The organism is Paenalcaligenes suwonensis, from assembly GCF_011290505.1.
Lineage (GTDB): Bacteria > Pseudomonadota > Gammaproteobacteria > Burkholderiales > Burkholderiaceae_B > Paenalcaligenes > Paenalcaligenes suwonensis.
This window is the reverse complement of record NZ_JAANPV010000002.1, coordinates 168,826-193,631: the sequence shown is the minus strand read 5'-3', so window position 1 is coordinate 193,631 and position 24,806 is coordinate 168,826. Positions and strand designations below refer to the sequence as shown.

Genomic DNA, 24,806 nt, shown 5'->3' with positions numbered 1-24,806 from the left:
TGGGGAGTCGCCAAGCTGGTTAAGGCACTGGATTTTGATTCCAGCATGCGAAGGTTCGAATCCTTCTTCCCCAGCCACATTACTCAGGTTTACACCTGAAATCGTAAAGCTGTTGTGTCGTACCCGAAGGGCTGCGGCCAACAGCTTTGCTTTTTTGTTTGCATCACCTACACAGCACATCTCATGGCAAACGACCGCTTCATGATTTTCACTGGGACAGCTAACCCTCGTTTAGCTGTAGACGTTGTCAATCATTTGGATATGTCTCTGGGCAAAATGACAGTGGGTCGCTTCTCCGACGGGGAAGTGATGGTTGAAATCAATGAAAATGTGCGTGGTCGTGACGTTTTCGTGCTTCAACCCACCTGCGCGCCTACTAACGACAATCTGATGGAAATCATGGTGATGGTGGATGCACTACGCCGTGCTTCCGCAGGCCGCATTACTGCAGCAATCCCTTATTTTGGTTACGCCCGTCAGGACCGACGTCCTCGTTCGGCACGTGTATCTATTACTGCCAAAGTTGTAGCGAACATGCTGCAAGTGGTGGGTGTGGATCGTGTGATGACCATGGATTTGCACGCAGACCAAATTCAAGGCTTCTTTGATATCCCCGTAGATAACATCTACGCGTCCCCCATTTTGTTGGGCGATATCTGGCGCTGTAATTACCAAGACTTGGTCGTAGTATCCCCCGATATCGGTGGTGTGGTACGCGCTCGAGCTTTGGCTAAACAGCTAGAAGCTGATCTGGCAATTATCGATAAACGTCGTCCTCGTGCAAACGTTTCCGAGGTAATGAACATTATCGGTGATGTTAACGGCCGTACATGTTTGATCATGGATGACATGGTTGATACAGCAGGCACCTTGTGTAAAGCCGCCGAGGCTCTGAAAGAGCGTGGTGCAGGTGCTGTTTACGCTTACTGTACACATCCGGTGTTGTCTGGCGAAGCCATTGAGCGTATTAGTAACTCCCAGTTAAATGAATTGGTAGTAACTGACACGATTCCTTTGTCCGCCGCAGCACGCGAATGCAGCAAAATCCGCCAGTTGTCCTGTGCGCCTTTGCTGGGTGAGACCATGATGCGTATTTATAACGCAGAGTCGGTCAGCTCACTGTTTGTAGATTGATTTTTCTAGGGTTACTGGTCGCGGTAGCCCTAATTGTCGACGTTCTAACGACGTCATTGAATCGGCCTTTCAGGCCATATTGGAGTCTCTCATGAAATTTGCTGCTTCCTCGCGTAGCGTACAGGGTTCGGGTGCGAGCCGCCGCCTGCGTCGCGCTGGTCAGGTGCCTGCCGTTGTGTACGGTGGTAACGCTGAGCCACAAGTAATTGCTCTGGACCACAACCAGATTTACCACGACTTGAACAAACCTGCTTTCCACGCTTCCATTTTGACAATGGAACTGGACGGTAAAGCTCAAGACGTTCTGGTTCGTGCTGTGCAATGGCACCCATACAAACAGCAAGTTATGCACGTTGATTTCCAGCGCGTTATGGCTGGTGAGAAAATCACTACACGTGTACCACTGAACTACCTGAACGGTGATCAGTCCCCAGCAGTTAAACTGCACAGCCAAGTTATCAGCCACGTTGCTGTAGACTTGGAAATCACTTGCTTGCCAAAAAACCTGCCAGTTGAAATCACTGTAGATTTGGGCGGCATGGAAGCTGGTGCAAACATGCTGTTGAACCAAATCACATTGCCAGCTGGTGTTGAGTACGCCGGTACTGAAGAAAACCCAGTGTTGGCAGCTGCTCTGGTTGTTGGCGGTGCTAAGGCTGAAGACGAAGGCGAAGAAGGCGAGTCCTCCGAAGAAGCTTAAGTCTGTCCTTAGATCACAACGATCTATAGCAGTATCAAACCCCTGCCAGAGCGTCTGTCGGGGGTTTGTTTTTGTTGACCTAGTACTGTTTGTTGTAGGCCTATACACCTATGTCTAAAGCCATACGTTTGATTATCGGTTTGGGAAATCCCGGCCCTGAATATGAAGCTACCCGTCACAACGCGGGCTTTTGGCTAGCAGATCGGTGGGCGCAACAATTACATGCTTCGTTTACGCTAGAGAAAAACTTCAATGCGTGGGTTGCTAAAGGGCGATTTGATGGCGAAGCCGTTATTATTGCTAAACCTATCACGTATATGAATCGTTCAGGCCAGGCTGCTGGTGCTTTAATGCGCTTTTATAAGCTGACGCCTGATCAAGTGCTGGTCTTGCATGACGAGTTAGATTTGATGCCAGGCCAAGCAAAGATTAAGTTTGCGGGTGGGCATGCAGGTCATAATGGCTTACGCGATATACATCAAGCCTTTGGTACCCCCGATTATTGGCGTTTGCGCATAGGCATTGGCCACCCACGCACGTTGGGGCTTGCGCAACAAGTAGCCGGTTTTGTGCTGAATGCACCGCGTAAAGACGAATTAGCCCAGATAGACGATGTGCTGTATCGTTGCGATGCTATCTTGCCGGATATTTTGTCTGGAAAAATGGAAATCGCCACCAGCACACTGCATACAGAGAATCGCCCCTCATGATTGCTAAACCTGTGCGTTTCCGCGATGAGCTAAAGGATTTCTTCGTTTTTTTACGTAGACCTAACCTTAGTCGTTTGCGTGCAAGCCGCAGGGCAGGTAATGCAGTACAAGCTGAATGGTTTGCGGCATTACCGTTAAAACGCTTGTTATGTTGGGCGTTGTGCTTATGGGCGATTAACATGGCCTTGTTTGGGCCATTGGCGGCATCGGTAGCGGGAGCCACCGGAGCACAACATAAGCTAGATTTATCGAATCTACCGTGGTTGCAAGCCTTGATTTGGGCGCCCATAGTAGAAGAACTGGTTTTTCGCTACGGCTTGCGTAGACCGCTACAGTTTCTGTGGTTGGGCCCTATTGTTGTAGTGTGTTTGTTTAGTGGTCCAGTGTGGTACAGCATTGCCTTGGTAGCACTGCTGGTGTTTTTATTGATGCAGCCAGCATTAAGCAGTATGCCACTACATGGCTCGACTACAGCCACGGGCTGGCGGTTATGGTGGCAACGTTTAAGCGGTAAACAGGCAATGCCTATGAAGGTGGCGCGTTGGTATGTACGCTACTTTGGCTGGGTGATGTACCTATCTACCATCGCTTTTGCATGCTTGCATCTTTATAATTTTAATTTCGGTAATGGTCCGTGGTTATTGCTACCACTTTTGGTGCTGCCTCAGTTAGTCACAGGGTTAGTGCTTTCGTGGATGCGAGTACGACGTGGAATCGCTGCTGCAATGGCATTGCATGCCATTTTTAATAGTGGTCCGTTACTACTGGTTTGGGTGATTGTTAGCACTTTGCCCGAGCAGATGTTGTAAATGCCCGGAAGCGGCAACTAAGCCGCTACAATACACCTTTTAATTTTCTTGTTTTCGGAAACGTCATGTCACTTCAATGCGGCATTGTTGGCTTGCCCAACGTAGGTAAATCTACTCTGTTCAACGCCCTTACCAAAGCCGGTATTGCTGCAGAAAACTATCCTTTCTGCACTATCGAGCCTAACGTTGGGATTGTGGAAGTGCCGGATGCTCGTTTGGGTGAGCTGGCTAAAATTGTTAAGCCCGAGCGTATTCTGCCTGCGGTAGTAGAGTTCGTGGACATTGCAGGCTTGGTAGCAGGTGCTTCCGAAGGCGAGGGCTTGGGTAACCAGTTTCTGGCTAACATTCGTGAAACCGACGCTATCGTGCACGTGGTGCGTTGTTTTGAAGACGACAACGTGGTTCACGTAGCCGGCAAAATCGATCCACTAAACGACTTGGAAGTGATTCACACCGAGTTGGCCTTGGCAGACTTGGCCAGTGCTGAACGCGCTTTACAACGTAATAGCCGTACCGCACGTTCCGGTGATAAAGATGCTATCCGTTTGTGTAAATCGTTAGAGCGTATTATCGAAGCGCTAGGTCAAGGCACACCCGTACGCGCGTTGGATTTCGACGAAGCTGAATTGGTAGATTTGAAGCAATTCTGTTTCATTACGGCTAAGCCAGCCATGTACGTTGCCAACGTAAAAGAAGATGGTTTCGAGAACAACCCTTTCTTGGACAAAGTACGCGAGTACGCCAATAAAGAAAAATCGCCTGTGGTAGCAGTATGTGCCGCAGTAGAAGCGGAAATCGCTCAGTTGGACGACGAAGATAAAGCCGCCTTCTTAGAAGACATGGGCATGGAAGAGGCTGGTTTGAATCGTGTGATTCGCGCTGGTTACAATCTGCTGGGTCTACAAACTTACTTCACTGCTGGAGTGAAAGAAGTACGCGCCTGGACAGTACCTGTAGGTGCTACTGCTCCTCAAGCAGCGGGTGTGATTCACACTGACTTTGAGCGTGGTTTCATTCGTGCGCAAACTATTGCTTACGATGACTTCATTCAGTTCAAAGGCGAGCAAGGCGCTAAAGAAGCCGGCAAAATGCGCGCTGAAGGTAAAGAGTACATCGTTAAAGATGGCGACGTGTTGAACTTCTTGTTTAACGTGTAATGTTGATAGTGGGTGGCTCTCTAGCGGAGTAACAACCGTGATGTTTCGATACAGCCTGCCCTGTGGTTTACTGCCATAGGGAAGGCTTTTTATCAGGCTAAGCAGAATGGCCGAAATCAAGTGGTGTTGGCTGAGTCGTATATCACCTAAATAGCGGTAGCTAAGGCAAAATATAATCAAAAAGCGCTATAGTAATTTCTTATACATTAGCGATTCAAAAAACTATGTCTTCTTATTCTGCGTTGGTGTGGATACGACGTGATTTACGCTGTGATGACCATGCAGCGCTTTACGAAGCATTGCGCCGTTTTGAGCATGTGCATTGTGCTTTTGTCTTTGATACTGATATTTTAGATGTACTACCTAGTAAGCAGGATAGACGAGTAGAGTTTATTCATGGCAGTGTATTACAGCTACATGAAAACCTGCAGAAGTTAGCAGAAAGAGCGGGGGTGTTAGGCGGCGGTCTGATCGTACGTCATGGCTCTGCTGTTGAATGTATAGTGCAATTGGCGCAGAGTCTTGGTGTGGTCGAGGTACTGACGAATCGAGACTATGAACCTCAGGCTATTGCTCGTGATCAGCGTGTCAAAAATGCATTACAGCAGCAAGGTATAGCCTTTAGTGATTACAAAGATCAGGTCTTATTAGATCGAAATGAGGTTCTGACCCAAAAAGGGCAGCCATATAATGTTTTTACACCGTATAAACGTGCATGGTTGCAAAAAATGGATGCTTTTCAGCTTAAAGCGTACCCAGTAGAAAAATATGCACATCATTTAGCAATATTACCGAAATCAGAGGTTTTACCTACACTAGAGGATCTTGGCTTTGTTCGTACTAATTTGCAAAGTATAGACTTGCCTGTGGGGATGTTAGGGGCTCAGGATTTACTAAAGAATTTCTTACCTCGTTTACATGCTTATAAAGACGCACGTGACTATCCTGCTCGTAAAGGGGTTTCATACCTTTCTGTTCATTTGAGGTTTGGTACAGTATCTATACGTCAATTGGCTAGGTTGGCCCAGAAGCAGGCGCTTGAGGGTGATGAGGGGGCGCAGACATGGTTGTCTGAATTAGCATGGAGAGACTTCTATTTCATGATTTTGTGGCATTATCCGCATGTGGTGACACATTCGTTTAGGCCAGCATACGATGATATACAGTGGGATGATGCACCTGATTTATGGCAAGCTTGGTGTGAGGGGCGTACAGGGTATCCATTAGTGGATGCTGCCATGCGGCAGTTGCATCAGACTGGATATATGCATAATCGGTTACGTATGATTGTTGCCAGTTTTTTAACCAAAGATCTCGGTATCGATTGGCGTAAAGGTGAGCAGTACTTTGCTGCGCATTTGAATGACTATGATTTGGCAGCAAATAACGGTGGTTGGCAATGGTCAGCGTCAACAGGATGCGATGCTCAGCCTTGGTTTCGTATTTTTAATCCTATTACTCAGTCACAGCGTTTTGACCCAGATGGGAAATTTATACGGCGTTATGTGCCAGAACTAACAAAGGTTTGCAATAAGCACATTCATTTTCCCGCAGGGATGACATCTTTTGAGCTACAAGATTGCGGAGTGCAACTGGGAAGAGATTATCCTCATCCTATCGTGGATCATGCTGTTGCACGCCAACGCACGTTAATGCGTTTTAATCTTTGATTTATACACTCTCCAACTCTGTAAAGCCACGACTATAGTCACGTAAATAAACACTTCGTTCAGGTTGTTTTTACCCAATCGCATCCAGTAGAAGTGCAAAAGCGCTAACCATGCTGCTAGGTGTATGCAGCGATGTAGTCGTTGCCAATTTTTAGCACCCATGGCTTTAAGTACGCGTTTTGGCGAGGTGATAGCCATCAGTAGCAACAGAGCAAAGGTCAGCATACCTACCAATATAAAGGGGCGTTGCAGTACGTCGTGCCAGATATCACGCCATTGCCAGTACATGTCGAACCAGGCATAGCACACCGCATGTAACACCACATAAAAGAAGGCAAATAGGCCTATCAGTCTGCGAATTTTTGCCAGCGCATACAGGTTGAAGAGTTGCCGTAATGGCGTAATGGCTAGTGCAAGGCACAGCATGCGTAGCGACCAGTCGCCCGTGCTACGAATTAACGTTTCTGCCGGGTTAGGGCCTAGAGCATTGGTGAATACGCCATAGATCAACCATGCGGCAGGGGCTAGGCACAGCAACCACAGCACCGGTTTTGTGAGGCGATGCAGTAGCGCAAGGTTGAGGTTGCTGGTGAGGCTCATTAGAAATTACGTGCTAAATCCATGCCGGCATAGAGTTGCCCTACTTGTTCGGCATAGCCATTGAACATTTCGGTTTTGCGTTTTGGTCCAAAGAGGCCACTTTGCCCAATAACACGTTCAGAGCTTTGGCTCCAACGGCGGTGGGGCACGTCAGGGTTCACGTTTGAGTAAAACCCGTATTCATGGCGCGCGGCTTTATTCCATGCGGTGGCTGGCATCTCTTCCACAAAGCGAATACTGACGATGCTTTTAGCACTTTTGAAACCATATTTCCAAGGCACGACTAAACGTACCGGTGCACCGTTTTGATTCGGTAAGACTTCACCGTACATACCAAAGGTCAGCATGGTAAGTGGGTGCATGGCCTCATCCATGCGTAACCCTTCGGTGTAAGGCCAATCTAATACGCCACTGCGTAGTCCCGGCATGCTTTGTGGGTCAGCCATGGTGACGAATTCCACATACTTAGCGCTGCCCATGGGTTCTACTTTCTTAATAAGCTCGGCGAGCGAATAGCCCACCCAAGGGATCACCATGCTCCATGCTTCAACGCAGCGCAGTCGGTAGATGCGTTCCTCCATGGCTGAGAGGCCCAGCAAGTCCTCTAAGGACCAGACGCCAGGCTTGTGAACCAAGCCTTCTATATTGACGCTCCAAGGGGCTATAGGCATAGCGTCCGCATTTTTAGCGGGATCACCTTTATCTAGACCAAACTCATAGAAGTTGTTGTAGGTGGTGGCGTCGTCGTAGGGGGTAATGGCCTCATCCAGATTGGCGCCAGCAATGCTGCTGGGTGTGGAGCTGAGCATTTGGCGTCTGTTGGGCGGGGGCACCATGCTGGCTTGGGCATCACGCATGGCCCAATGAGCCAGAGCAGGGGTGCTGGCACCGACTGCCAATAATCGTAGTAGTTTACGGCGGTTAGCAAACACCTCGGGTGGCGTGATCTCGCTGGCGGCGGGTTGTGTAAACAGTGGGGTGACGTTTCGTTTTTTCATTACCGTGTCCCAGAATAAAACAACTGTGTTCTGTGTTTATAGAATAAGGGCTATTTTCCTTATTGTGCATAACCTGATGATTGCGTGGGCATTACAGTTTTGTAATGTATGTAATTTCTTATCTTAATTTCAGTAGAATCAGCCAAGAGCCTTACATAATGAGCCTATGAAAATCTTAATTGTTGAAGATGAAATCAAGTCTGCGCAGTACCTGAAGAAAGGTCTATCAGAGTCAGGCTATCACGTGGACATTGCCCATGATGGTATTGATGGGTTGTTTATGGCGCGTGCTGCTGATTTTGATTTGCTTATTCTAGATGTGATGCTACCGGGTTTAGACGGATGGGGAGTGCTTAGCCGGCTGCGTGAAACTAGCCAAGTGCCAGTGCTGTTTTTAACGGCGCGAGACGCGGTAGAAGACAGGGTTAAGGGCTTAGAGCTAGGTGCCGACGATTACTTAATTAAGCCTTTTTCGTATGCTGAGTTGCTTGCGCGTGTACGTACCTTGCTGCGTAGACAGCCTGTGCGGCAACAAGAGATTTTTGCATTGGCCGACTTAGAGGTGGATATATTAAAGCGCCGTGTAGTACGGGGCGGGCAACGCATTGATCTAACCAATAAGGAATTCGCGTTATTGCACTTGTTATTGCAGCACAAGGGTGAGGTGATGTCGCGCAGCCAGATTGCATCGCAGGTGTGGGACATGAATTTCGACAGTGATACTAATGTGGTGGATGTGGCCATTAGGCGCTTGCGGGCCAAGATGGATGATGGTTTTGACCTCAAACTAATCCAAACCGTACGCGGTATGGGCTATAGGATAGAGGACTAACGTTGAACACCAAACGAAATATTAGCCTGCGATTACGGCTGGCAATTATTTTCTCACTCATCAGTGCAGTGTTATTCGCATTGATGGGAGCGTATGTGTATGGCTCGCTGAAAAGTGAAGTGTCGTTGCGCGATGATCAGTCGTTGCTGGGGCGGGTGGATAGAATACAAGCCATTATTCAGGACAATCAAAATATAGAGGCTCTGAAGCGTCAGCCTGAACTGTACGACAACATGATGGGCAATAAAGAAAATTTACTGTGGATTGTGAACGCTGACGCTACAGTGTTGATTGCAGTGAACCCAGTGGGTGTGGCGATGCCTGACGTCAATACGTTGGTACCACCTAGGCTATTTAGTGTGGGGACGGAGCCACCAGCCCGCATGACATGGGCGACGGTAGGCGAGGGTGATACCGCATTGATGGTGATCGCGGGCAAGGTATTAACCGAGCGTAATAGCATGATGGCAGCATATAGCCGTAATCTCATGATGGCTTGGTTGCTAGGGGTATTACTAACTTTTGTAGTGGGGTGGGAAGCGGCCCGTCGAGGCCTAAAGCCCTTGCTCTATTTAAGCAAACAGGCTGCGGCCATAGGGCCTCATGAGCTGAAGTTACGCGTAGACGAGGGTAGTCAGCCGCAGGAGCTGCAGGCTGTTTCGGCCGCATTGAACTCGATGTTGGCGCGTCTAGAAGAAGGCTATAACAAGCTCTCGCAATTCTCTGAGGACTTGGCTCACGAAATGCGTACCCCACTGAATAATTTAATGATTCAGAATCAGTTGGCGTTGTCGCAATCACCCACGTTAACGGGGTACGAGCAGCTACTGGAATCACAGCAGGAAGAGTATGAGCGTTTGTCGCGCATGATTGATAACATGCTGTTTTTGGCACGGGCTGAAAAGCAGGACACCGTGCTGCACTATGAGCAGGTGGATCTGTACACGCTTTCGCAGCAGCTTGCTGAGTATTTTGAAGGTATGGCACAAGAGCGCGGCATGCGTATAGCGATACAGGCGACGGGTGTGCTTCAGGCCGACACTCTACTGCTACGACGCTGTGTGGCAAATTTGTTAGCCAATGCTATACGGTATGGGGAACCACATACTGTGGTGTTACTGCGTACCAGTACAGGAGCTTTGGGTACGGATGTGGTGGTGAGTAATCAGGGGCCACCCATAGACAGTCATCATTTACCTAAACTGTTCGATAGGTTCTATCGTTGTGATGCGTCACGCTCACGTCCAGATGATTCTGGTGGCTTAGGGTTGGCTATTGTGAAGTCCATCATGCAAATGCATGGTGGTGAGGTATTGGCCAGTAGTACGCAGACAGAAACTGAATTTACGCTGCGTTTTCCTACGTACACACAATAAAAGAAGCCAAGAGCGGACTCTGCTTCGCTCCTGGCCTCGGGGACTGCTAGGTTAGGCTGCTGGACGGTGCAAGGGGGCAACGCGTGTATCTAAATTATCGGCCAGCGGCACAAATTTCATGGACAACCCGTCATAGGCGTCTATAGAGCCGGTTTCAATATCGTAGATCCAGCCGTGTAGGGTTAGTCTACCTTCAGAAATGGCAAGACGTACAGAGGGGTGAGTTTGAATGTTTGCCAACTGGGCAATTACGTTCTCACGCACCATTGAGGCAACACGCTCACGGTCGCTTTTGTGTTCTTTGGCTTCGTTTACCAAACGCGCGGAATCAGCATAGCGCAACCAGTGTTCAACGGCGGGCATATGTTCCAAGCATTGGCAGTTAGCAATGGCGGTCATCGCGCCGCAGTCAGAGTGGCCGCAAATCACGACATCAGAAACTTTTAGGGCGGCAACGGCGTACTCGACGGATGCGGTAACACCACCGGGTTCTGGGCCGTAGGAGGGAACAATGTTTCCGGCATTACGGATGACAAACAGATCACCAGGCTCACGCTGGGTAACCAGTTCTGGTACTAAGCGACTGTCAGAACAGGAGATAAATAAAGCACGGGGGTTTTGCTGATGGGCCAGATCTTTAAACAAACCTGCACGCTTGGGGTAGGCGTCTTTTTGAAACTTGAGAAAGCCCTCAATGATTTCTTTCATGGCAACTATTATGGTTATTCGACAATGTAGGTGAAGCTTAACCTGTCTTATTTATAAGGTAAAATACTGATTTCTGATAAGTTCTATAATTACTGCTTATGGAAGGCTAATGATTTTACGGCATGTGACCTATTTTCTGGCGGTGGTACAGTACGGCAGCTTTACACGCGCTGCGAATGCTCTGCATGTATCACAGCCTGCGCTATCCCAACAAATACGACAGCTAGAAGAAAGTTTGGGGGCGCAGCTATTGGATCGTAGTAATAGGCAGGTCAAGTTGACGGATGCGGGCGAGGTGTATGCGCGTTATGCACGCCAAGCTATGCAGGATTTAGAAGAAGGGCGGCGAGCGATTCACGATGTGAGTGACTTAAGTAGGGGGTCGCTGCGTATTGCGATGGCACCTACGTTTGCGTCGTACTTGATTGGACCGCTAGTGGAATCCTTTCATAGGCGCTACCCCAACGTGACCTTAATGATTAGGGAAATGTTGCAGGAACACGTAGAAACTCAATTGGTGAAAGACGAGTTGGACATCGGTATTGCGTTTGATAAACCCACATCATCCGCTGTCGAGTCGCATCCGTTGTTGGTAGAGACCTTGGCGTTGGCGGTGAGCGTGACGCATCCCTTGGCTGAACAGCGCATGATAGACAGAAGTACCTTGGTGCAGCAGTCACTGGTGCTGTTAACGCCTGAGTTTGCAACACGTAGGCAGATTGAGCGCTATTGCCAGCAACATGAATTAGAGTTGCATGTACAAATGGAGTCCAACTCGTTGAATGCAGTGATGGAAATCGTGCGGCGTACTAGCATGGCGACCTTGTTACCCGCAGCTATTGCGATCAATGACGAGCATCTGGTGGCTATAGGTTTAGACCCAACACCACCACGCAGACGGGCCATTTTGATGCAGCGTAAAGGGGCCTATCAATCGGCAGCCATGCGTGCCTTTATTGAACTGGCTCAAAAATATGGGGCAGCCTCGGCGTCGTAGGGGCAAACTCAACTGGTTAATGGTTGATCAGTGGGTGGCAAAGGCTCATTGGTACTGGTGTACAGCATGATGCCCCATGCTTGTCCTCAACCTTATGCACAGCCTGTGGGGATAAATGCTAGTGGTTAAACGGGCATCACAAGTGTGTCATTTTTTAAACGATTCTCTAATCGCGATTTAATAATGAGAATTATTGTTATTATTGTTGATGTGATTGTCCGTTTTTAATTTCCTCATGTTGCCTGTTCCCTGCCATGCATAGCCGCTCTTTGTCAGTCAAAGGCTGGTTATCGTACTACACCGATCTGATTGGATCTTGGGTGAAAAATAATGCGTTAAAGCAGGATGCCGAAGATGCGGCTCAAGATGCCATCATGCGCGTTTTGGCAGATCAGCGTGACAGCATTCAAGATCCCAAAGCCTATTTATTCAGGGCGGCCCAGAATCAGTTGGTCAGTGAAATCCGTAGGCAGGCTCGTCACGAGCAAACCTCGCTAGATACCTTGCTAGAGCATGAACACCCACAAAGTCACGGTGAAGTGGATGCGTCATTACATACCACTGAGTTGCTGGGGGCATTATGCGAGGCACTGCAAGATTTACCATTGAAGTGCCAGCAAGTCTTTCTATGGAATAAGATAGAGGGTTATACACAGGAAGAGGTCGCTAGACGCTTGGGCTTAACGCCTAGCGCAGTGGAAAAACACATGAAACGGGCATTGCGCCACATCCAGCACCGACTACAGGACTATGGACCGCATCGCTAAGGGCAATGGGCTCTCGTACGAGGCAATTCAAGAGCAAGCATTAGACTGGTTCACCCGCAGTTGTTTGGGTGAGCTAAGTAGTGAGCAGGAGCAAGAGCGTGATCAGTGGCGTGCTCAGCATCCTGAGCACGAGCAAGCGTATCAAGCCTTAGCCTCAACGTGGAAACTGGCTGATGCGTTGCCTAAAACGGCGATGCATCACTGGTTGCGCCATAACGAACGCCAAGCAGCATTGCGCGCTAGACGTAAAGTGTTGGGGTGGGGCGGAGGCGCATTAGCGATGTTAAGTGTAGGGGCGATACTACCGTTAGTGTGGCCGGCACAGCCTTTATTTACGGATGTGGTGGCATCGGCCAAAGGGCAGCGTCGAGAAGTCATGCTACCTGACGGTTCCAAGATTGTGCTCAATACCGATTCAGAAGTGGCTATTGCCTACTATGCCGATAAGCGGGAACTGCAGTTTGTACGTGGTGAGGCGTTATTTAGTGTGCTGCATGATGTGAACCGGCCCTTCACGGTGAGTAGTCGCGAACTGAATGTCAGGGTGGTGGGTACGCAATTTAGTGTGCGCCAAGACCGTAATCAAACGGCAGTGGTAGTGCGGGAAGGGGTGGTAGAGCTATTTCCCAATAAAGCTGTAGCGCAGACAGGAGTGCGTTTATCGGCAGGGTATGCCGTATCGGCCTCCGCGACGACTATAGGTAATCCACAGCCAGTGGCGGTAGAAAGCGTATTGGCGTGGCAGCGTGGTAGGTTGGTGTTCCAAGACAATGCGTTGTCAGAAGTGGTGCGCGAGTTGAATAGGTATATGGCGCAGCCCATACAGGTACAAGACAAAGCATTAGGACGTATGCGGGTGTCGGGTACAGTGAGTGTAGAAAACCCAGATGCGATTTTGGATATTTTGCCCAAAATTGCTCCGGTCAGCGTTGTGCGCGTACCGGAGCGAGGGGTATTTCTCTTGCCTCTTGGTGGCTAGCTAGCGCTTAGGCGTAGCGTTTAGCGAGTGCCACACAAAATACCGCACCACACGTAGCCACAATCATGGCAGTGCTGACTTGCTCATGCAGCAGTACTGCAGCCAAACCTAGGCCCATAAAAGGTTGCAGCAACTGCAATTGGCCTACGGCTGCAATGCCGCCTAACACCAAGCCTTTGTACCAGAAAATAAAACCTATCAACATGCTGAAAATGGACACATAGGCTAGGCCTATCCAGGCTGTCGTGGATACATTGCTCAAATTGTCTGGCCAGTAAAACACCGTCAGCGGCAGCATCAGAGGTAGTGAGATCACCAGCGCCCAGCTAATGACTTGCCAACCACCTAAACGGCGTGACAGTTTTGCGCCTTCTGCATAACCTAAACCACACACTACTACAGCGGCCAACATCAGTAGGTCACCTTCCAGTGACATGGCAATACCACCTAATGCAGCATAACTGATCACTGATGCACTACCCAGGATCGAGAATAGCCAGAAGGCAGGGTGAGGGCGCTCACCACCACGTAGTACTCCAAAGATTGCCGTACACAAGGGCAGCAAGCCGATGAACACTATAGAGTGCGCAGCGCTAAGGTGTTGTAAGGCAAGTGCTGTTAGCAACGGAAAGCCCAGTACTACACCTAATGCCGTAATGATCAATGACGCGATGTCGCTGCGGTGCGGGCGGGGTTGCTTAAAGGCAGCTAGCAACAGCAGGCCCAGCGCTGCTGCAATACAGCCTCGAATGCCAGTCAGAAATAACGGCGGTATATCAATAACGGCAACGCGAGTGGCGGGCATGGAGCCAGCAAAAATGACGACGCCAATTAAGCCATTGACCCAGCCACGGGTGGATGTGTTCATAGGTACTCCTCAAGGATAGGAGTACAGTAAACCATGTGGTGGGGGGCTACTCCATATACGGAACAGTACAGTTTTTAATAACTGTATTGGTAAATTAAGCAGTACAGTAGGGCTATGACTACTGCCAAAAAACTCCCCAGCCGTATAGAGACCGTGATGCAAACCGTGCGCAGCCGTATTGCGGCACGCCAATATGTGCCTGGCACTAGGTTGCCCTCTGTACGTGCTCAAGCCAAAGCGCTGAACTGTTCTGTATCTACGGTAGTAGAGGCGTACGAGAGGTTAGTGGCTGAAGGTGTGGTACGTGCCAGAGCGGGGTCAGGGTTTTATGTGGCGGGTATAGCCGCTCCGTTAGAGCTGTCGGAGTTAGGGCCTAGGCTAGACCGCGAGGTGGATCCGCTATGGTTGTCGAGCCAGTCGCTGGAAACGGGCGTTAAGGCGCTAAAGCCTGGTTGTGGGTGGTTGCCACCTTCGTGGATGTACGAAGAAGGTATGCGACGCGCGTTGCGCCACATGGCACGTGCAGACACCAGTAGTTTGGTGGATTACGGCACTCCGCAGGGGTTGCCAGCGTTACGCCAATTGTTAGCAAGGCGTATGACGGGGCTAAGTATAGAGGCCACACCAGAACAAGTTATTCTGGTGGAGTCCAGTACCCAAGCCATAGACCTGATTTGTCGTTTCTTGCTTGAGGCTGGTGACACCGTGGTGGTGGATGACCCGTGCTACTTTAATTTTCACACTTTATTGCGCGCCCACAGAGTAAAGGTGGTGGGGGTGCCTTATACCCCGCAGGGGCCAGATGTTGCCGCGTTTAAAGCTATTTTGGACGAGCACAAACCCCGTCTGTACATTACCAATTCGGGTATTCACAACCCCACAGGCAGTGTGCTGTCTTCCGTAACCGCGCATAAGGTGTTGCAGTTAGCCGAACATGCCAACCTCACGATTGTAGAAGACGATTTATTTGCGGACTTTGAGTGGCAGCCTGCCCCTAGGTTGGCAGCCTTTGACGGGTTAGAGCGTGTGATACACATAGGCAGTTTTTCTAAGACCATTTCTGCTGCATTACGGTGTGGGTATATCGCCGCTAAACCAGAATGGATTAATGGCTTAACGGATTTGCGCATTGCCACCAGTTTTGGGGGCGGGCGCTTAGCCGCGGAAATTATGCTGCACGTGTTAACAGGCAGTGGTTATAGACGCCATATGGAAAGCTTGCGCACACGATTAGCACAGGGTTTAGAGCGCTTACTACCACGATTACGTAAGTTGGGTATTGAGCCGTGGTTAGTGCCTCAGGCTGGTATTTTTGTGTGGTGTACCTTGCCTAAAGGCGTGGATGCTGCGCGTATGGCACGCTACTGTTTACAACACGATGTGGTGCTGGCACCCGGCAATGCTTTTAGCCAATCACAGCAGGCGGAAAACTTCATACGCTTTAATATTGCGCAAACAGAAGATGAGCGATTGTTCGAGGTGTTAGCCCAAGCATTACGGTATTGATACAAATTATTACAATATAATAATGAGAATCATTGCGGAATAATTCTCGTTACAGCGTCTTAGTTATGACACCGCATTCCCCATCAAGAGGGAAGCGATGAGTGCAGTCACTACTACATGATGTCTGGAATGGGTGCAATGAACACGCAACACACAATAATTCAACATTGGTTTAAATCGTCAAGTAAGCTGGGGCAGGTAAGTAGAGGGGTGTGCTTAACCGCTGTTTTGTTAGGGGTATCGGCTGGAGTGGGCACGGTGCACGCACAGACAGCCGCCGTACACATTAACTTGCCAGCCCAGTCATTAAGCGAGGCCTTAATCGCGCTGGGTGAACAGGCTTCATTACAAATTTTCTATTTACCGGAAACGGTACGAGGGCTGCAGGCGCCTGCTGTGTCGGGTACTTTTACGCCCGACCAAGCATTGCAGCGTTTGCTGGCGGGAACCGGTATTGTGTTTAGTCGTGATGGCAGCCAAGTATCGCTATCGCGTACGTCACAAAGCCCAACACAATTAAGTGCGGTAGTGGTGAAAGGCAAAACCGATGCCACGACCGAGGAAAGTGGTGCCTATACGGCAACAGGCGACAGTGCATTGTCGTCGGCATTGGATTTGTCGCTGCGTGAAACACCGCAATCCATTAGTGTCATGACTAACCAGCGCATGAAAGATCAAAATCTGATGCAGCTGGAAGATGTGGCTAAAAACACGGCAGGTTTGACCTTGGCGGAGTCTGGCATGGGCGGCTCAGACAGAACCATCTATGCGCGGGGGTTTGCAGTAAACACCATCATGGTGGATGGCGTACGCATGGTCTCCAATTACAACAACTTGTTCTTGACCCAAGACATGAGCATATACGACCGGGTAGAGGTGGTACGTGGTGCTACAGGTTTGATGAACGGTATGGGTAACCCTGGTGGCGCGATCAACATGGTGCGTAAGCGTCCGCTGGACGAGTTCCGTACCGAAGTGCAACTGGATTGGGGTTCATGGGCAAACCGTCGAGGCATGTTTGATGTGTCATCGCCGTTAAATGAGTCAGGTTCAGTACGTGGCCGTATGATTGCCGTCGTACAAGATACCAATGCCTATGTTGAGCGCTTTAATGCCAAGCGTAAGGTGTTCTATGGCGTGCTAGAAGCCGATGTGGGTGATAACACGGTCATCCGAGGTGGTATCAGTCACCAACGTCATGATTTACGCGGTCAGTCAGACAGTGGTTTGCCTGCGTTTGATAGTAATGGTAACCCGCTAAGCTGGGGGCGTTCGCAGTCAGCCGCTGCTGAGTGGGCGTACTCTGAGCGACGTAGTACTACTTTGTTTGGCGAAGTAGAGCATCAGCTATCGGATAAATGGTCATTGCGAGTGAATGCGTCCAGAGTGTGGACGGATTCGGATGAGTTCTTAGGCTATGCGGGGCGAGGAAACCCAGATTCGGTAACGGGTGCTGGTAGTGGTATCTGGACTACCCGTTGGGCGTACAAACCTAAACAAGACTCCTTAGATGTGGCGGTTAAGGGCAGCTTCGATATGTTTGGGCGTGAGAACGAAGTAGCTATGGGTGTGGCTTGGTCATACTCTACAAACGAAGCACCGTCTTACACAAACTGGTATCCACCGGGCTGGGATGGCAGCATTGATAATATCTTTACTTGGGACGGTAGTAACCCCGGTGCGCCTTATAACCCTGCAATTGGAACTCACTCTATGAGTGAGAAAAACCTGGGCGCGTACGCCTCTATACGTTTACGTCCTACAGAGGACTTTTCGATTATTGCGGGTACTCGCTATGTAGACTGGCGACGTACTACGGGCAGCTTTAACTACGCTAAGCAATCGGGCACATCCCTGCGCCGTACAGAATATGAGTTGGTGCCGTACTTTGGGCTGACCTACGACTTGACGGATAACTGGACAGCCTACACCAGTTACACCACTATTTTCACCCCGCAGGACTACAAAAAAGTAGATGGTTCCTACATTGATCCCCTGTCTGGTGAGAGCTATGAGGTGGGTTTAAAAGGTAGCTTCTTTGACGAGCGCTTAAACGTGTCGGGGGCGGTGTATCAAGTTAAGGAAGATAACAAAGCCGTAGCCTTAATCGATCAGAAAGCACCCGATGGTTCACAAGCCTATGAGGGGAAGTCAGGTACACGTACTCGCGGTTTTGAGGTGGAAGTGGCTGGTATGTTGACCTCAAGTTGGGAGTTGGCTGCCAGCTTTGCGCAAAACAGTACCAAAGACCGGGAAGGCGAGCGCCTCAACACCAACTTACCTCGCAATACCTTCAAGCTATTTAGCACCTACCGGTTAGATAACGTAGGCGATGGGCTGACGTTAGGCGGGGGCTTGCGTTGGCAAAGCCGTATCTACAGTGACCTGACCGTAAACGGTAAGAAAGTAGAGTCAGAGCAGAAATCGTATGCCGTCGTAGATTTGATGGCGCGCTATGAGCTCACTAAATCCAGCACCGTTTCACTCAATATCAATAACGTTTTGGATAAGCGCTATCGCACTAGAACTGGCAACAGCTATTACGGCCAACCGCGTGCATTCATGCTGTCGTTTAGCCAGCGCTTCTAACTATTTATCGCATTTTCTTTAAGGAAGTACAGATGATGACATTTAAAAAAACCATGGTAGGTACCGTGGTAGTAGCTGCTATGACCGTCTTGGCGGGTTGCCAAAGTGTGCCTGAGCTACGTCAGCAGTCCGTTATTGAACAGTTGTCTAGCACGCCTATGCTGCGTCAAGACACGATTGCGGGGGCGTATGAAGTAGCGATCGCTCCTAGTGTGGACAGCGTGTTTGTAGCGGCGGTACCGGCGTTCGAGCCAAAATCGGGCGGTGTGGTGCATAGGCTAGACCCACGTAGCCTGCAAATTGTGCAGAGCATTCAATTGCCACGCCGTGCTTTTGCATTGGGCGTTAACCCCACAATGAATACGTTGTATGTAGGGAATACGTTGGATGGCTCATTGACGGTGATTGATGCCACCAATGGTGCAGTCAAAGGCATGATTCAGTTGGCGGAGCGTACCGAAGACGAGAAAGGTCAGGTGTCGGCGTCCCACACGCGTAAAGTTGTAGTGGATTCTCAGCGCAATCAAGTTTTTGTGACCAGCCCAGAAACCGAAGGCAAAGTATGGATTGTTGATGGCAATACGTACACCTTGCGTCATACCATCGCAACAGATGGTCCTTGGCCAGCGGGCGCGGCATTTGACCGTGCAAATAACCGCTTGTACGTCGGTCAAGGTGGGTTGAATGAAGTTGTGGTGATTAACCCAGAAAGTGGCGAGATCATCAACAAGTTCTCCACAGGTGATACCACCAGCTCTACCCCTAAAGAGTCTAAGCATTTCTTTGTGAACATGACGATAGACGAGGCGGGCCAGCGCTTATTTGCCGCAGATGCCAACACGGGTTCGGTGTATGTGCTTGATTTAGGTAATGGCAAGGTTGTGCAGACTATTCCCGTGGGCGATGGCTTGTTGGACGTGGCCTTCAGCGCGCAGCGTAATGAAATACTCGCCACTAACCGTGGTGTGTCGCGTGGTGGTAACCCAGCAGGCACCGGTAGCCTGACCATTATTGACGGTAACAATTACAGCGTTAACCGTCGTGTTGATTTGCCTGTGCACCCTAACAGCGTAGTGGTATCGGCGAACGGCCAAACTGCGTATGTCACGGTTAAAGCGCCGCATGGGGATGATCACCCTGCATGGCGTAAAAACGCACAAGACAGCATCGTACGTATTGATTTGCAAGGCGGTTAAATGCAGAACGCTGGGAAATGTGGGCGCTGGTGCAAGCGCATGTTGTTTGCTGCACCAGTGTTGCTGGTGGCAGGTGGGAGCTATATAGGGTGGCAATCTTCAACGGCGCAGCAGGTGGAAACTACCGTTGCTGAACGCGCCACTATAGCCATCACGGTAAATGCTATTGGTACCTTACAACCCAGCCAGTATGTGGATGTAGGTGCACAGGTGTCGGGGCAGATTATGCGCCTGCCTGTGCAGCCAGGGGCCAAGGTAGAACAAGGCCAGCTCTTGGTAGAAATAGACCCTAGTGTGCAGCAGGCCATTGTGGATGCTGGAAGAGCGGCATTGCGTGGGTTGCAATCGCAGTTGCAAGAGCAACAAGCTAAACACCTGTTGGCGCGACAAGTTTTAGCGCGTGAGCAGCGACTGAACAAAGTAGGGGCAACTCGCGAGGAGTCGTTGCAACAAGCACAGGCAGAGCTGTCGGTAACAGCGGCGAAGGTGGAGCATTTGCGGGCGCAAATCGCGCAAAGCGAAGCCAGCCAGCGCGCCGAAGAAACACGACTGGGTTATACCCGTATTTATGCGCCTATGTCGGGCACGGTGGTCAGTGTAAAAGCACGCGAAGGGCAAACCTTAAACGCCACCTATCAAACCCCTGATATTTTGCGTATTGCAGATTTGTCGGTGATGACGGTATGGACGGATGTGTCCGAGGCCGATGTGAGGCAGGTGCAGCCAGGGCAAGCCGTATCGTTTACGACCCTAGGGGTAGAAGAGGAACCACGACGCTGGCACGGCACAGTACGACAAGTATTACCAGCGCCACCACAGCCAGCCACAGAGAATGCCGAGGGCAAGTCCGATAAAGCCGTGACCTATACCGTCTTGTTTGATGTGGACAACAGCGATTCTGCGCTGATGTCTCAAATGACGGCGCAGGTCACCTTTACTGTGCTGCAGGCGGATGGCGTGCTAAGCATACCGGTGGCGGCGTTGCAGCGCGATGCAGGGCAAGCATGGGTATGGCGTATCACTGGAAGTGATAAGCCGGTTAGGCAAGATGTGACCTTAGGCGTGCGCAACCGCCACTTGGTACAGGTGGTAGATGGGTTATCTGAAGGCACACAAATCGTATTGCGTGAAAACGAGCCAGAGCAACGTTGGAGTTGGCTGCAATGGTAGAGGCAGCAACTGCGCTGATAGAGTTAAAAGCAATTCGTAAGCAGTATGGTGGGCAAGATGGCGCACCGGTGGTAGAGGTGCTGCATGGAATTGATTTACGCATACAAGCAGGCGAGTTTGTCGCGATTGTGGGGCAGTCGGGGTCGGGGAAGTCGACACTGATGCACATACTGGGATGCTTAGATAGCCCTAGTAGTGGTGATTATTTCTTCCAAGGTAAAGATGTTGCGCGCTTAGATGCAGATGCTTTGGCTAGACTTCGACGCGAAGCCTTTGGCTTTGTGTTTCAAGGTTATCACCTGATTCCTACGGAAAGCGCGCGCGAAAACGTAGAGGTGCCTGCGGTGTATGCAGGCATGCCTATGGAGCAGCGCCACGCAAGAGCCAGTGCGCTGCTGGAACGTTTGGGGTTGTCCGAGCGTCAAGCTAATAGGCCACATCAGTTGTCTGGCGGTCAGCAGCAGCGGGTCTCTATTGCTAGGGCATTGATGAATGGCGGCCACATTATTTTGGCCGACGAGCCTACCGGCGCGCTGGATTCCCAAAGTGGCAAAGAGGTGATGGCGCTGTTTCATGAGCTAGCTGATGCGGGCCACACCATTATCTTGATTACACATGATCGGTCAGTTGCGGCGCAAGCGAGGCGGGTCATAGAAATACGTGACGGGCAAATCGTAGACGACTCTGGCAGTAGTCAGCAGAGCGCGACGGCTATGCCTTCTACCCTAGAGAATTTTTGGACGCAAACTGAACAGGTTTCCAAAGCGGCGGTTCAAGGAGAGGAACTGCGCGAAGCATTGCGAGCGGCATGGCGCACCATGCGTGTGAACCGTGCTCGCACGTTGTTGACGTTACTGGGCATCATTATTGGTGTGGCGTCGGTGATTGTGATGATGGCAGTGGGTGAGGGCGCACGACAACGCGTGATGGCACAAATGGGCACCATGGGTACCACCATTATGTACATGAGTAGTGCCACGCCTATCACGGGTGGGCCCAGAGGGGTGCTCACTGATGAGGATTTTGATGCTATGCGCAAATTACCCGAAATCAGTAGAGTGATGCCCGTGATTGGCGACCCCATTACAGTGCGCTTTTTCAATGTAAGTTTGCAGGTGTATGTGTTTGCGGCGAACGAAGAGATGCCCAGCATGCACCATTGGCGTGTCGCTGAGGGGCGTTACTACACCGCACAAGAAGATAAAAGTCTGGCTCCCGTTGTGGTGCTGGGGGCGGCGATGCGTAAACGCTTCTTTGGTGATAAAAGCCCGGTGGGCGAGCTGTTGCTTATTGGTAATTCACCCTTCGAGGTGATTGGGGTGATGGAAGAGCGTGGGGCGGACTCCGGCGCACAAAGCTACGATGACATGGTGTTTATTCCGTATAGGGCAGGGCGCGCACGGGTGTATCAGGCGCAAACGCAGCCCGATTATGTGGTGATGGAAGCCGTGTCCTCAGACGTGGTGTTCGAGGCCGAAAGTGCTGTGCATGATCTGCTGTATGCCAGACATGGTGATAGAGAAGATTTCAGCATTGGTAACGCCGCCGCTCGTTTGCAGGCAGAAGCCTCTACCCGACGTAGCATGACCATTATGTTGGGGTTAATTGCAGCCGTGTCGTTGTTGGTGGGCGGCATAGGGGTGATGAACGTGATGCTGATGTCGGTAAAAGAGCGCACGCGAGAAATCGGTATTCGCATGGCAACGGGTGCCAGACAGCGCGATATTTTGCGGCAGTTTCTCACCGAGTCCATGGTGTTAACCGTTAGCGGTGGCATGATTGGCATTGCGTTAGCGGCCTTGTTGGGCGTGGTGCTAGCCATGGTGGGGATGGATATGGTGTTTTCGGTTAGCGCCATCGTGGGAGCTTTTGGGTGCGCCGTGATAACGGGGCTGGTATTTGGGTTTATGCCGGCACGTACCGCTGCCAGAATGGATCCTGTTGTGGCGTTGGCGGGTGAGTAAGCATGAAAACAGTGTATGGGCTATTGAGCGTGATCTGGTTGGCTGGGTGCAGCGTATTACCTACTGATCAAACCGAAAAAACCGTAAGCCTGCCCGAACAATGGCAGGTGGCTGCATCCTCTCAGCAGCCAGGTGAGTTGCCTAGTGAATTATGGTGGCAGAGCTTTGGCAGCCCAGAGCTACTTGCCCTACTGCAGCAGGTACAAACCCAAAATTGGGATATGGAAGCAGCGTCGGCTCGTATACGCCAAGCTGAAGCCCAAGCGCAGCAGGCTGGTGCGGCATTATGGCCTGATGTGAAGTTGGAAGTCTCGGCCTCTAGGGAAGGGCGGTTGGGTGGTGATGCTAACTATGCTGGTGAGCGTTATCGCACCGGTGTACGAGCGTCCTATGAGGTGGATTTATGGGGCGGGGTACGTGCGGGTAGCGATGCGGCCACCAGCAGGTTGGTACAGCAACGCGCACTATGGCAAGCCACACAATTACGGGTCAGTACGGACGCAGCTAAAGCATGGGTAGATGTGCTGAGCCTAAGTGAGCGACTACGTATTGCCGAACAAAATCAGGCCGTGGCTTACGACCTATTGCAGTGGATGACCGTACGCGCCGAAGCAGGGGCGGAAGACCAATTGGCAGTGGTTCGTCAACAGCAGTTGTGGGCAGAGCAGCGTCAGCGGGTAGAGTTGCTGACACAGCAACGTCAGCAAGCGCAGTCAAGGCTACAAATTTGGACGGGGGCGTTACAGCACACGGGCGTGCCAGTGGCGATGAGCATAGAGCACCTTCCTGTGCCCACTTTGGACAGTGGCGTGCCATCACAGCTATTAGTGCGTAGGCCTGACTTGCTAGCTGCTGAGGCTGAGCTACAGGCCGCTAAAGCGGATGTGACGGTAGCACGGGCAGCGATGTTGCCGCAATTGAATTTGTCATTGTATGCAGGTGGTTCAGCGGGTAGCTTAAGCCGCGTATTGCGTAACCCTCTCTATGATGCGGCCGCGAATTTATTGGCCCCCATCTTTAATGCGGGACGCTTACAGGCTGGGTATGCGTTAGCCGAGGCTAAGCAACAAGAGCTACTCATGCAGTATCAGCAGGCTATTGTGCAGGCGTTTGTGGAAGTAGAGGTAGCGCTTGAGGAAGTAGCAGGCTTGGCAAAGCAAGAAGCTATGCAGCAAGAAATCGTACGTTTGGCGTCTGATGCCTTGCAGTTGGCGCAGCAACGTTATGAGGCGGGGGCAGAAACAGTACAAAGCGTGTTGGAGACACAGCGCCAGTGGTTTAACGCACGGGATGTGGTGATTCAACACAAGGCAGCCCGTTTATGGGCAGTGATGGAGTTGTATAGGGCATTAGGGGGCGGTTGGCCAGTGGCGTAAAGCCCCCTAAGGCAGGGTGTTATTTCACCAGAATGCGCTGCAGGAAGTTGCTGATATCAGCCAGTTCTTCGGCGCATACTGAGTGCGGCATCATGGGGTAGCTATGCCACTCCACGTGGTAGCCCAAGTCTTGCAGGCGTTGGCGTGATTGCAGTGCGCGGTCGATGAGCACCACTGGGTCTTGCGTGCCATGCCCCATGAAAATAGGCGTATCTTGGTTAGCTTTGTGGCGCTCTTTGTCGATTTTGTCTATCAAGGGCAGGTAGCCTGATAAACAGATCATGCCGGCTAGCGACTCCTCTAAACGCAGGCCTGTTTGCAAGGTCATGGCACAGCCTTGAGAAAAACCGGCCAATACAATGCGCTCGGTAGGAATATCGCGGGCGTTTTCGCGAGCAATTAAGTCTTGTACTGAGCTTTGTGAAGCGCGTAGACCGCCTTCATCTTCATGACGCACCAAGTCCGAGGTGTAAATGTCATACCACGAGCGCATGTTCATCCCACCATTGATGGTGACTGGCTGTACAGGGGCATGAGGGAAAATAAAGCGTATCGCCAAATGCTTGGGCAGATGCAGTTCAGGAATGATGGGTGCAAAATCGTTACCGTCTGCGCCTAAGCCATGCAACCAGATAACAGAAAACTCTGGGTTGGGCGCGGTTTCGATTTCGATGCACTCAAGTAATGGGGTCATGACAGC

General features: G+C 50.7%; 22 protein-coding genes and 1 tRNA gene. 18 read left to right on the top strand and 5 right to left on the bottom strand.

Features of this window, described 5'->3' with window-relative positions:
* From GY634_RS04120 to GY634_RS04090, 7 genes are all read left to right on the top strand, one after another.
* A tRNA-Gln gene (locus GY634_RS04120) sits at positions 1-77 on the top strand.
* Between the two features lie 106 nt (positions 78-183).
* Positions 184-1,134: a ribose-phosphate pyrophosphokinase gene (locus GY634_RS04115; RefSeq protein WP_166407318.1), complete on the top strand. Its 951-nt coding sequence runs from the start codon at positions 184-186 to the stop codon at positions 1,132-1,134.
* 91 nt (positions 1,135-1,225) lie between these two features.
* Positions 1,226-1,834, top strand: coding sequence for a 50S ribosomal protein L25/general stress protein Ctc (locus GY634_RS04110; protein WP_166407317.1), 609 nt, complete (start codon positions 1,226-1,228; stop codon positions 1,832-1,834).
* A gap of 110 nt (positions 1,835-1,944) precedes the next feature.
* A complete protein-coding gene (pth, locus tag GY634_RS04105; RefSeq protein WP_166407316.1) occupies positions 1,945-2,544 on the top strand; it encodes an aminoacyl-tRNA hydrolase in 600 nt (199 codons plus the stop codon).
* On the top strand, positions 2,541-3,353 hold the full coding sequence (locus GY634_RS04100) for a CPBP family glutamic-type intramembrane protease (protein ID WP_166407315.1): 813 nt from the start codon (positions 2,541-2,543) through the stop codon (positions 3,351-3,353). Before pth ends, GY634_RS04100 begins: the two co-directional genes overlap by 4 nt.
* A 65-nt stretch (positions 3,354-3,418) precedes the next feature.
* The gene (gene ychF, locus GY634_RS04095; protein WP_166407314.1) at positions 3,419-4,510 is read left to right on the top strand and encodes a redox-regulated ATPase YchF; all 1,092 of its coding nucleotides are present in this window, start codon (positions 3,419-3,421) and stop codon (positions 4,508-4,510) included.
* Positions 4,511-4,734: 224 nt separating this feature from the next.
* On the top strand, positions 4,735-6,180 hold the full coding sequence (locus tag GY634_RS04090) for a cryptochrome/photolyase family protein (RefSeq protein ID WP_166407313.1): 1,446 nt from the start codon (positions 4,735-4,737) through the stop codon (positions 6,178-6,180).
* On the opposite strand, the gene GY634_RS04085 is transcribed toward GY634_RS04090, so the two are convergent.
* Together GY634_RS04085 and msrP are read right to left on the bottom strand one after the other, a co-directional pair.
* Positions 6,160-6,780: a protein-methionine-sulfoxide reductase heme-binding subunit MsrQ gene (locus GY634_RS04085; protein ID WP_166407312.1), complete on the bottom strand. Its 621-nt coding sequence runs from the start codon at positions 6,778-6,780 to the stop codon at positions 6,160-6,162. The two genes, GY634_RS04090 and GY634_RS04085, sit on opposite strands and share 21 nt — an antisense overlap.
* Positions 6,780-7,778: a protein-methionine-sulfoxide reductase catalytic subunit MsrP gene (gene msrP / locus GY634_RS04080; protein ID WP_166407311.1), complete on the bottom strand. Its 999-nt coding sequence runs from the start codon at positions 7,776-7,778 to the stop codon at positions 6,780-6,782. Before msrP ends, GY634_RS04085 begins: the two co-directional genes overlap by 1 nt.
* A gap of 166 nt (positions 7,779-7,944) precedes the next feature.
* On the opposite strand from msrP, the gene GY634_RS04075 reads away from it, so the two are divergent.
* Both GY634_RS04075 and GY634_RS04070 read left to right on the top strand, forming a co-directional pair.
* The gene (locus tag GY634_RS04075; RefSeq protein WP_166407310.1) at positions 7,945-8,610 is read left to right on the top strand and encodes a heavy metal response regulator transcription factor; all 666 of its coding nucleotides are present in this window, start codon (positions 7,945-7,947) and stop codon (positions 8,608-8,610) included.
* Between the two features lie 2 nt (positions 8,611-8,612).
* Entirely contained in the window at positions 8,613-9,986 is a 1,374-nt protein-coding gene (locus tag GY634_RS04070; RefSeq protein ID WP_207625491.1) for a heavy metal sensor histidine kinase, read from the top strand.
* A gap of 51 nt (positions 9,987-10,037) precedes the next feature.
* Here the strand turns inward: GY634_RS04070 and GY634_RS04065 are convergent, their stop codons facing one another.
* Positions 10,038-10,694: a carbonic anhydrase gene (locus GY634_RS04065; protein ID WP_166407309.1), complete on the bottom strand. Its 657-nt coding sequence runs from the start codon at positions 10,692-10,694 to the stop codon at positions 10,038-10,040.
* A gap of 109 nt (positions 10,695-10,803) precedes the next feature.
* Here GY634_RS04065 and cynR point away from each other — a divergent pair, with 109 nt between their 5' ends.
* The 3 genes from cynR (at position 10,804) to GY634_RS04050 (ending at position 13,437) form a co-directional block, all read left to right on the top strand.
* Positions 10,804-11,691: a transcriptional regulator CynR gene (cynR, locus tag GY634_RS04060; RefSeq protein WP_166407308.1), complete on the top strand. Its 888-nt coding sequence runs from the start codon at positions 10,804-10,806 to the stop codon at positions 11,689-11,691.
* A 254-nt stretch (positions 11,692-11,945) separates the two neighbouring features.
* Positions 11,946-12,458, top strand: coding sequence for an RNA polymerase sigma factor (locus GY634_RS04055; protein ID WP_166407307.1), 513 nt, complete (start codon positions 11,946-11,948; stop codon positions 12,456-12,458).
* Positions 12,442-13,437: a FecR family protein gene (locus tag GY634_RS04050; protein ID WP_166407306.1), complete on the top strand. Its 996-nt coding sequence runs from the start codon at positions 12,442-12,444 to the stop codon at positions 13,435-13,437. Before GY634_RS04055 ends, GY634_RS04050 begins: the two co-directional genes overlap by 17 nt.
* A 7-nt stretch (positions 13,438-13,444) precedes the next feature.
* Here GY634_RS04050 and GY634_RS04045 read toward each other — a convergent pair whose 3' ends face one another.
* Positions 13,445-14,305 carry a DMT family transporter gene (locus tag GY634_RS04045; RefSeq protein ID WP_166407305.1) on the bottom strand — a complete coding sequence of 287 codons (861 nt, stop codon included), beginning with the start codon at positions 14,303-14,305 and terminating at the stop codon, positions 13,445-13,447.
* Positions 14,306-14,419: 114 nt separating this feature from the next.
* Here GY634_RS04045 and GY634_RS04040 point away from each other — a divergent pair, with 114 nt between their 5' ends.
* The 6 genes from GY634_RS04040 (at position 14,420) to GY634_RS04015 (ending at position 24,106) form a co-directional block, all read left to right on the top strand.
* Positions 14,420-15,811 (top strand): aminotransferase-like domain-containing protein, encoded by a 1,392-nt coding sequence (locus GY634_RS04040; protein WP_166407304.1) that lies wholly within the window; start codon positions 14,420-14,422, stop codon positions 15,809-15,811.
* 138 nt (positions 15,812-15,949) lie between these two features.
* A complete protein-coding gene (locus GY634_RS04035; protein WP_166407303.1) occupies positions 15,950-18,400 on the top strand; it encodes a TonB-dependent siderophore receptor in 2,451 nt (816 codons plus the stop codon).
* A 32-nt stretch (positions 18,401-18,432) separates the two neighbouring features.
* Positions 18,433-19,596, top strand: a complete 1,164-nt coding sequence (locus tag GY634_RS04030; protein ID WP_166407302.1) for a PQQ-binding-like beta-propeller repeat protein — start codon at positions 18,433-18,435, stop codon at positions 19,594-19,596.
* Positions 19,597-19,635: 39 nt separating this feature from the next.
* Positions 19,636-20,766 carry an efflux RND transporter periplasmic adaptor subunit gene (locus GY634_RS04025; RefSeq protein WP_166407301.1) on the top strand — a complete coding sequence of 377 codons (1,131 nt, stop codon included), beginning with the start codon at positions 19,636-19,638 and terminating at the stop codon, positions 20,764-20,766.
* Complete coding sequence (locus GY634_RS04020; RefSeq protein ID WP_166407300.1) at positions 20,760-22,730, top strand: ABC transporter permease; 1,971 nt, start codon at positions 20,760-20,762, stop codon at positions 22,728-22,730. Before GY634_RS04025 ends, GY634_RS04020 begins: the two co-directional genes overlap by 7 nt.
* Before the next feature lie 2 nt (positions 22,731-22,732).
* On the top strand, positions 22,733-24,106 hold the full coding sequence (locus GY634_RS04015; protein ID WP_166407299.1) for an efflux transporter outer membrane subunit: 1,374 nt from the start codon (positions 22,733-22,735) through the stop codon (positions 24,104-24,106).
* A 19-nt stretch (positions 24,107-24,125) separates the two neighbouring features.
* Here GY634_RS04015 and GY634_RS04010 read toward each other — a convergent pair whose 3' ends face one another.
* Entirely contained in the window at positions 24,126-24,800 is a 675-nt protein-coding gene (locus tag GY634_RS04010; protein ID WP_166407298.1) for an alpha/beta hydrolase, read from the bottom strand.
* Positions 24,801-24,806: the final 6 nt, after the last annotated feature.

Excerpts from the sequence above, each read along its gene's own strand:
- GY634_RS04030 (WP_166407302.1), top strand. The coding sequence starts at position 18,433 with ATGATGACATTTAAAAAAACCATGGTAGGTACCGTGGTAGTAGCTGCT.
- cynR (WP_166407308.1), top strand. The coding sequence starts at position 10,804 with ATGATTTTACGGCATGTGACCTATTTTCTGGCGGTGGTACAGTACGGC.
- ychF (WP_166407314.1), top strand. The coding sequence starts at position 3,419 with ATGTCACTTCAATGCGGCATTGTTGGCTTGCCCAACGTAGGTAAATCT.
- GY634_RS04035 (WP_166407303.1), top strand. The coding sequence starts at position 15,950 with ATGAACACGCAACACACAATAATTCAACATTGGTTTAAATCGTCAAGT.
- GY634_RS04100 (WP_166407315.1), top strand. The coding sequence starts at position 2,541 with ATGATTGCTAAACCTGTGCGTTTCCGCGATGAGCTAAAGGATTTCTTC.
- GY634_RS04085 (WP_166407312.1), bottom strand. The coding sequence starts at position 6,780 with ATGAGCCTCACCAGCAACCTCAACCTTGCGCTACTGCATCGCCTCACA.
- GY634_RS04075 (WP_166407310.1), top strand. The coding sequence starts at position 7,945 with ATGAAAATCTTAATTGTTGAAGATGAAATCAAGTCTGCGCAGTACCTG.
- pth (WP_166407316.1), top strand. The coding sequence starts at position 1,945 with ATGTCTAAAGCCATACGTTTGATTATCGGTTTGGGAAATCCCGGCCCT.
- GY634_RS04020 (WP_166407300.1), top strand. The coding sequence starts at position 20,760 with ATGGTAGAGGCAGCAACTGCGCTGATAGAGTTAAAAGCAATTCGTAAG.
- GY634_RS04015 (WP_166407299.1), top strand. The coding sequence starts at position 22,733 with ATGAAAACAGTGTATGGGCTATTGAGCGTGATCTGGTTGGCTGGGTGC.
- GY634_RS04090 (WP_166407313.1), top strand. The coding sequence starts at position 4,735 with ATGTCTTCTTATTCTGCGTTGGTGTGGATACGACGTGATTTACGCTGT.
- GY634_RS04115 (WP_166407318.1), top strand. The coding sequence starts at position 184 with ATGGCAAACGACCGCTTCATGATTTTCACTGGGACAGCTAACCCTCGT.
- GY634_RS04010 (WP_166407298.1), bottom strand. The coding sequence starts at position 24,800 with ATGACCCCATTACTTGAGTGCATCGAAATCGAAACCGCGCCCAACCCA.
- GY634_RS04040 (WP_166407304.1), top strand. The coding sequence starts at position 14,420 with ATGACTACTGCCAAAAAACTCCCCAGCCGTATAGAGACCGTGATGCAA.
- GY634_RS04025 (WP_166407301.1), top strand. The coding sequence starts at position 19,636 with ATGTTGTTTGCTGCACCAGTGTTGCTGGTGGCAGGTGGGAGCTATATA.
- GY634_RS04045 (WP_166407305.1), bottom strand. The coding sequence starts at position 14,305 with ATGAACACATCCACCCGTGGCTGGGTCAATGGCTTAATTGGCGTCGTC.
- msrP (WP_166407311.1), bottom strand. The coding sequence starts at position 7,778 with ATGAAAAAACGAAACGTCACCCCACTGTTTACACAACCCGCCGCCAGC.
- GY634_RS04110 (WP_166407317.1), top strand. The coding sequence starts at position 1,226 with ATGAAATTTGCTGCTTCCTCGCGTAGCGTACAGGGTTCGGGTGCGAGC.
- GY634_RS04050 (WP_166407306.1), top strand. The coding sequence starts at position 12,442 with ATGGACCGCATCGCTAAGGGCAATGGGCTCTCGTACGAGGCAATTCAA.
- GY634_RS04065 (WP_166407309.1), bottom strand. The coding sequence starts at position 10,694 with ATGAAAGAAATCATTGAGGGCTTTCTCAAGTTTCAAAAAGACGCCTAC.
- GY634_RS04055 (WP_166407307.1), top strand. The coding sequence starts at position 11,946 with ATGCATAGCCGCTCTTTGTCAGTCAAAGGCTGGTTATCGTACTACACC.